4 protein-coding genes and 2 pseudogenes are annotated in these 7,258 nt (G+C 74.1%); 5 read left to right on the forward strand and 1 reads right to left on the reverse strand.

The window, feature by feature from the left end; all coding sequences use genetic code 11:
- Positions 1–5 precede the first annotated feature (5 nt).
- A complete protein-coding gene (locus H9657_RS11620) occupies positions 6–1,487 on the forward strand; it encodes a leucyl aminopeptidase (RefSeq protein ID WP_191783554.1) in 1,482 nt (493 codons plus the stop codon).
- Between the two features lie 65 nt (positions 1,488–1,552).
- Here the strand turns inward: H9657_RS11620 and H9657_RS11625 are convergent, their stop codons facing one another.
- Positions 1,553–1,912, reverse strand: coding sequence for an oxidoreductase (locus H9657_RS11625; RefSeq protein WP_191783556.1), 360 nt, complete (start codon positions 1,910–1,912; stop codon positions 1,553–1,555).
- A 200-nt stretch (positions 1,913–2,112) separates the two neighbouring features.
- Between H9657_RS11625 and lpdA the strand changes: the two genes are divergently transcribed.
- The 4 genes and pseudogenes from lpdA to H9657_RS11645 form a co-directional block, all read left to right on the forward strand.
- Positions 2,113–3,495 carry a dihydrolipoyl dehydrogenase gene (lpdA, locus tag H9657_RS11630; protein ID WP_191783558.1) on the forward strand — a complete coding sequence of 461 codons (1,383 nt, stop codon included), beginning with the start codon at positions 2,113–2,115 and terminating at the stop codon, positions 3,493–3,495.
- A 29-nt stretch (positions 3,496–3,524) separates the two neighbouring features.
- Entirely contained in the window at positions 3,525–5,396 is a 1,872-nt protein-coding gene (gene sucB, locus H9657_RS11635) for a 2-oxoglutarate dehydrogenase, E2 component, dihydrolipoamide succinyltransferase (RefSeq protein ID WP_191783561.1), read from the forward strand.
- Positions 5,397–5,493: 97 nt separating this feature from the next.
- A pseudogene (locus H9657_RS11640) lies at positions 5,494–6,453 on the forward strand (alpha/beta fold hydrolase); the annotation flags it as partial.
- 113 nt (positions 6,454–6,566) lie between these two features.
- Positions 6,567–7,258 (forward strand): annotated as a pseudogene (locus tag H9657_RS11645) (hypothetical protein); the annotation flags it as partial.

Consider the following 7,258-nt stretch of genomic DNA (forward strand, 5'->3'; position numbering starts at 1 on the left):
GGCGGGTGATCTCGCTGACCTCCTCCGACCCCAGCCAGCTCGACGTCGACGCGGTCGTCGTGGGCGTCCACGTCCAGGGCACCTCCGTGGTCCCGGTGGGCGCCGACTGGCTGCCCGCCGAGCTCACCCGCCAGATCGCGCAGGACGGCGCGCGCCTGGGCATCACCGGGGCGGTCGACGAGGTCCGCCGCCTGCCCGGCGTCGGCCTGCGCGCCGCGACGCTGGTCGTCACGGGCCTGGGCGAGGGGCCGCTCGACGCGGGCACGCCCGCGGGCGCCGAGCTGCTGCGGCGTGCGAGCGGTGCCGCGACGCGCGAGCTGGCCGGCCTGGGATCCGTCGCCGTCGCGCTGCCCGCGACCGACACCGACGCGGTCGCGGCGATCGCCGAGGGCGCGCTGCTGGGCGCCTACGTGTACGACCGCTACCACGTCCAGGACGGGCCGGTCGGCCGCATCGAGGTCGTGACGCCGCTCGCGCGCGACAAGGCGGCCCTGAGCGCCCTGGCACGCGCGGAGGTGCTCGCGGCGGCCGTGCACGGGACGCGCGACCTGGTCAACGCCGCACCCAACGACCTGTTCCCCGCGGCCTTCGCCGACGCCGCGAAGGCGGCGGTCAAGGCCGCGGGCGCCAAGTCCCTCAAGGTGACCGTGCTCGACGAGAAGGCGCTGGCCGCCGGCGGGTACGGCGGCCTCGTGGGGGTCGGGCAGGGCTCGGTGCGCCCGCCGCGCCTGGTCAAGGTCGCGTACGCACCGAGCCGGGCGAAGGTGCACGTCGCGCTCGTCGGCAAGGGCATCACGTTCGACTCGGGCGGCATCTCGATCAAGCCCGCGGCCGGCATGGAGGCGATGAAGTCCGACATGGCGGGCGCCGCCGCGGTGCTGCACACCGTGCTGGCGGCCGCGAGCCTCGGCCTGCCCGTCGCGGTGACCGGCTGGCTGTGCCTCGCGGAGAACATGCCGTCGGGCTCGGCGCAGCGCCCGTCCGACGTCATCACGATCCGCGGCGGCAAGACCGTCGAGGTGCTCAACACCGACGCCGAGGGCCGGCTGGTCCTGGCGGACGGCCTCGTCGCCGCCGTGGAGGAGAAGCCCGACCTCGTCGTCGACATCGCGACGCTGACCGGCGCCCAGGTCGTGGCGCTCGGCCACCGCGTGTCGGCGGTCATGGGGACCGACGAGGCGCGTGGCGAGCTGGTCGACGCCGCCCACGGTGCGGGCGAGCAGTTCTGGCCCATGCCGCTGCCGGCCGACCTGCGTGCCGGGCTGAAGTCGAAGGTCGCCGACCTCGCCAACATCGGTGACCGCTTCGGCGGGATGCTGACGGCCGGGATCTTCCTGCAGGAGTTCGTCGGCTCGACGCCGTGGGCGCACCTCGACGTGGCCGGACCCGCCTTCAACGAGCGCACCGCCTTCGGCTACACGCCGGTCGGCGGCACGGGCGTCGGCGTGCGCACCCTCCTGAGGCTGCTGGAGCAGCGCGCGTCCTGACGTTCGCGGGGCGGGTCCCGGTCCGGCACCGCCGGGCCGGGCCCGCTCCGGCGACGAGGTGCGCGTCAGGCGCGCTCTGCGGCGCGGCGCTTGCGCTCGATGCGCTGCCGCGAGTTCCAGTCCCGGACCCGCTGGGGGTACCCCGTGCGCTGCACGTCGTACACGGGGATCTGCAGCTCGCGCGCCAGTGCGGCCGCGGCCCGCTCGTCGGGCACCTTGCGCCGCGTCCACTCGCCGTCGGTCGCGACGAGCATGAGCGTCGTCGGCGTGACGTTCGTCTGCGGCTCGACGTACGCCTCGACGCCCACCCGGGTCGCCACGAAGTCCTGCAGGTACGACAGCGTCTCGGCACGGGCCTCACGCCCGGCGGGCGCGCCGGCGGGCGAGGCCGACCGGCCCGGGCGCCGACGCGAGAACAGACCCATGGCCGGAACCATACCGACGCCACCTGGGTCCCGCCTGGACGCGGCCCGGACGGACCCCGTCCGACCCGCGCACCCGCCGGGGTCATGGGACGAATGTCACGGGGCTCACACGCCCGGACGTGCCAGCCGGTTCGTCCGGGCGCGGACGGGATGACAAGATGGGCGCGCAGCAAATCCCACACCCTGCGAGGAGTGCGCACGTGGCCGACAACGGCACCGCTTTCGACATCGTCGTCCTGGGCGGAGGCAGTGGCGGCTACGCCGCTGCTCTGCGCGCGGCCGAGCTGGGCAAGACCGTGGCACTGGTCGAGGCCGACAAGGTGGGGGGAACCTGCCTGCACCGGGGGTGCATCCCCACCAAGGCCCTCCTGCACGCGGCCGAGCTCGCCGACAACGCCCGCGAGGGTGCGCACTTCGGGGTGCACACGCACCTCGAGCGCATCGACATGGGCGGCGTGAACCAGTACAAGGACAACGTGGTCGGCCGCCTCTACAAGGGGCTGCAGGGGCTCATCAAGTCCCGCAAGATCGAGGTCGTCGAGGGCTACGGCAAGCTGACGGGCCCGAACACCGTCCAGGTCGGCGACCGCACCGTGACCGGCGAGCACATCGTGCTCGGCACCGGCTCGTACGCGCGCTCCCTGCCCGGGCTCGACATCGGCGGCCGGGTCATCACGTCGGACCAGGCACTGACCCTCGACTGGGTGCCGCGCTCGGCCATCATCCTCGGCGGCGGCGTCATCGGCTCCGAGTTCGCGAGCGTGTGGCGCTCGTTCGGCGCCGACGTGACCATCATCGAGGCGCTCCCCCACCTCGTGCCGAACGAGGACGAGGCGGTCTCCAAGGCCTTCGAGCGTGCGTTCCGCAAGCGCGGCATCGCGTTCAACCTGGGTGTGCGGTTCTCGGGCGTCACGCAGGACGACAACGGCGTGCACGTCTCGCTCGAGGACGGCAAGACGTTCGACGCGGACGTGCTGCTGGTCGCCGTGGGCCGCGGGCCGAACACCGGTGGCCTCGGGTACGAGGAGCAGGGCATCACGCTGGACCGCGGCTTCGTCATCACCGACGAGCGGCTCCACACCGGCGTGGCCAACATCTACGCGGTCGGGGACATCGTGCCCGGGCTGCAGCTGGCGCACCGCGGGTTCCAGCAGGGCATCTTCGTCGCCGAGCAGATCGCGGGCCTCAACCCGCCGCTCATCGAGGAGTCCGGCATCCCGCGCGTCACGTACTCCGACCCCGAGGTGGGTTCGGTGGGTGTGACCGAGAGGCGCGCCAAGGAGCTGTACGGCGACGACGGCGTGGAGGTCCTCGAGTACAACCTGGGCGGCAACGGCAAGAGCCAGATCCTCGCCACCCAGGGCTTCATCAAGCTGGTGCGGAAGAAGGACGGCCCGGTCGTCGGCGTGCACATGATCGGTGCGCGCGTCGGTGAGCTGATCGGCGAGGGCCAGCTGATCGTCAACTGGGAGGCCTACCCGGAGGACGTCGCGCAGCTCGTGCACGCGCACCCCACGCAGAACGAGGCTCTCGGTGAGGCGTTCCTCGCGCTCGCCGGCAAGCCGCTGCACGCCCACAACTGACCCCAGGATCGAAGGAGACACGAGCGGTCATGTCCGACAACGTGCAGCTTCCCGCGCTCGGTGAGTCCGTCACCGAGGGCACCGTCACCCGCTGGCTGAAGAACGTCGGCGACACGGTCGCCGTCGACGAGCCCCTGCTCGAGATCTCGACCGACAAGGTCGACACCGAGATCCCGTCGCCGTTCGCCGGCGTCCTCGAGCAGATCCTCGTCCAGGAGGACGAGACGGTCGAGGTCGGCGCCACGCTGGCCGTCATCGGCTCCGGCGAGGGCGGCGGCGACGCCCCCTCGGACGAGCAGCAGGCCCCCGCCGACGAGCAGCCGGCGCAGGCCGAGCAGCCCGCCGAGCAGGCGCCCGCCGAGGAGCCCGCGGCCGAGCAGTCGGCGCAGCAGTCCGTCGAGGAGCACGAGGACGCCCCGGCCCCCGCCGCGTCGTCCGGCGGCTCCGGTGGCGGTGGCGGTGGCGGTGGCGGTGGCCAGGAGGTCACCCTGCCCGCGCTCGGCGAGTCCGTCACCGAGGGCACCGTGACCCGGTGGCTCAAGGCCGTCGGCGACGAGGTCGCCGTGGACGAGCCGCTGCTCGAGATCTCCACCGACAAGGTCGACACCGAGATCCCGTCGCCCGTCGCCGGGACGCTGCAGGAGATCCGCGTCCAGGAGGACGAGACCGTCGAGGTCGGTGCGGTCCTCGCGGTCGTCGGATCGGGTGACGCGGCGCCCGCCGCCGAGCAGCCCGCAGCGCCCGAGCAGCCGAAGGCCCAGCAGGAGCAGGCGAAGGAGGAGCAGCCGGAGGCGACGCAGAGCGCCGCCGGGCACGAGGCTCCGGCTCCCGAGGCCGAGCAGGCGCCCGCCGCAGCCGCCCCCGCGGCGCAGGAGGCTGCCGCCGCGCAGCCGACCGCCCAGCAGGCGCCCGCACCCCAGGCGTCGGCACCGCAGGCCCCGTCGCAGCCGGCGGCAGGCGGCTCCTACCTCACGCCGCTGGTCCGCAAGCTCGCGGCCGAGAAGGGCGTGGACGTCGCGACGCTCACCGGCTCCGGAGTCGGTGGACGCATCCGCAAGGAGGACGTCCTCGAGGCTGCCGCCAAGGCCGAGGAGGCCCGCAAGGCCGCCGAGGCACCGGCAGCGGCACCGTCAGCCACGCCCGCCGCCCCGGCCAAGGCCGCCGCGCCCGCGCCGGTCTCGCCACTGCGCGGGACGACCGAGAAGGCCAGCCGGCTGCGTCAGATCATCGCCGAGCGCATGGTCGAGGCGCTGCACACGCAGGCCCAGCTCACGACGGTCGTCGAGGTGGACGTCACCCGGATCGCACGCCTGCGGGCACGCGCCAAGGAGGACTTCAAGGCACGCGAGGGCGTCAACCTCACGTTCCTGCCGTTCTTCGTCCAGGCCGCCGTCGAGGCCCTCAAGACGTACCCGAAGGTCAACGGGGTGCTCGAGGACAAGACGATCACCTACCACGGCCAGGAGAACGTCGGGATCGCGGTCGACACCGAGCGCGGGCTCCTGGTGCCGGTGATCCGCGACGCGGGCGACCTCAACATCGCGGGCATCTCGCGCAAGATCGCCGACCTGGCGGCCCGCACGCGCGCCAACAAGGTGACCCCGGACGAGCTGTCCGGCGCCACGTTCACGGTGACCAACACGGGATCGGGTGGCGCGATCATCGACACCCCGATCGTGCCCGGCGGCACGTCCGCGATCCTCGGCACGGGCGCGATCGTCAAGCGCCCCGTCGTGGTCAAGGACGCGGACGGCGAGGAGGTCATCGCCATCCGGTCGATGTGCTACCTGTGCCTGTCCTACGACCACCGCCTGGTCGACGGCGCCGACGCGTCGCGCTACCTCTCCGCGGTCAAGAGCCGCCTCGAGGAGGGCGCGTTCGAGGCCGAGCTCGGCCTCTGACGCCACGCAGCACCCGCGGGGCCGTCCACCGACAGGTGGGCGGCCCCGCGCCCGCCCCCCCCCCCCCCCGCGGCCCCCCCCCCCCCCGGCCGCCGACTTCCTGGCGTGCTTCCGCGCCGACGCGATCGTCGAGGACGCCGAGCACCTGCGCCGCACCGTCTACGGCGGCCGGCGCTGGACGACGCTCGGGCAGTCGTACGGCGGGTTCGTCACGCTCACCTACCTGTCGCGGCATCCCGAGGCGCTCGACGCGTGCTGGGTCACCGGCGGCCTGCCGCCCGTGGGTGCGACCGCCGAGGACGTGTACGCGGCGACGTTCCCGCGTCAGCTGGCCCGCAACCGCGCGCTCGCGCGGGCGTTCCCCGACGACGTCGACCTGCTGGGCCGTCTCGCCGACCGCGTGGCCGCCGGGGGCGTCGTGCTGCCGACGGGCGAGGCGCTGAGCGTCGAGCGCCTGCAGACCCTGGGGATGGACCTCGGCATGAGCACGGGCGTCGACGGCCTGCACTGGCTGCTCGACACCGCGCTCGACCGCCGCGGCGAGCCCGCGCCCGGGTTCCTCGCCCAGGTCGCGGCGCGCACCGGGTTCGCGACCAACCCGCTGTACCTGGTGCTGCAGGAGGTCATCTACCACTGCGGGCACCGGGAGCCCGGCTGGGCGGCGGCGGGCGAGCACGCACGGCACCCGCAGCTCGCGGCCGACGCCCGGCCGCTGCAGCTCACCGGTGAGGCCGTGTACCCGTGGATGTACCAGCAGGTCCCGGCGCTCCGGCCGTTCGCCGCCGTCGCCGAGCAGCTCGCGTCGCGCACCGAGTGGCCCGAGCTGTACGACACCGACCGGCTGGCCGCCAACGAGGTGCCCGTCGCCGCCGTGCAGTACTACGACGACCCGTACGTCGACCTCGACCTGGCGCTGCGCACCGCGGAGGGTCTGGGCAACGCGCAGGTGTGGATCACCAACGAGCACCTGCACGACGGCCTGCGCGTCGCGGGCGACGACATCCTCCCGCGCCTCGCCGACCTCACCTCCGGACGCCGCACGGTCACCACCCGCTGACCCCGTCAGGTCGCGAGAGAGCATTCCGGTCGTCCTGGATCGCTCTCTCGCGGGACAGCGGGGAGGGGAGGGGCGCCGTCGTACGCCGGACGGGTGAGGGTGTGGACGGTGAAATGCCTGGTCCGGACGTCTCGGGCATCATGGCGGCGCCCCTCATCCGTCTGGAGACCCTCGTGCCTGCTGCCCGACGCCGCCGCCCCGCGTGCGCCGCCCTCGCCGTCGCGCTGGGTCTCGCCCTCGCCGCCTGCACCGGCGGTGACCCGTCGCCCGGTCCCGGCACCCCGACGCCGACCGTCGACCCGGGCCCCCAGCCCGACGACGTCGTCGCGACCGCGGTGATCCCCGAGGGCGGCGTGGACCTCGAGGTGCGCGTGCACCCGCTGGTGCGCGCCGGTGAGCACGTGGTCCTGACGCTCGACCTCGTCCCGCTCGAGGACGTCGGCGACTACGTCACCGTCTACGGCTTCGGCGTGACGTCCTTCATCGCGCGGGGGACGCATCCGGTCAACGTCCGGCTCTTCGACCTCGCCGCCGACGTGGTCCACCACGTCGGCGCCGACGCCGAGGGTGAGCCCGTCGTCGCACCCGAGAAGTGGGACTGGATCAGGGCGGCGCACGGCACCCGTCTGCAGATGCCGTTCGCCGCACCGGCCGACGACGTCGAGGCGCTGTCCCTGCTGGTGCCCGGTGCCCCGCTGTTCGCGGACGTGCCGATCATCGAGGGCGAGATCCCCCCGGCCGCGCACCCGGACGACGTGGTCGCGGCCGCGGGCCGCGCCGCCGCCCAGGCCCCCGCCGGTCCAGG

The sequence above is a fragment of the Cellulomonas avistercoris genome, assembly GCF_014836445.1.
Classification (GTDB): domain Bacteria; phylum Actinomycetota; class Actinomycetes; order Actinomycetales; family Cellulomonadaceae; genus Cellulomonas; species Cellulomonas avistercoris.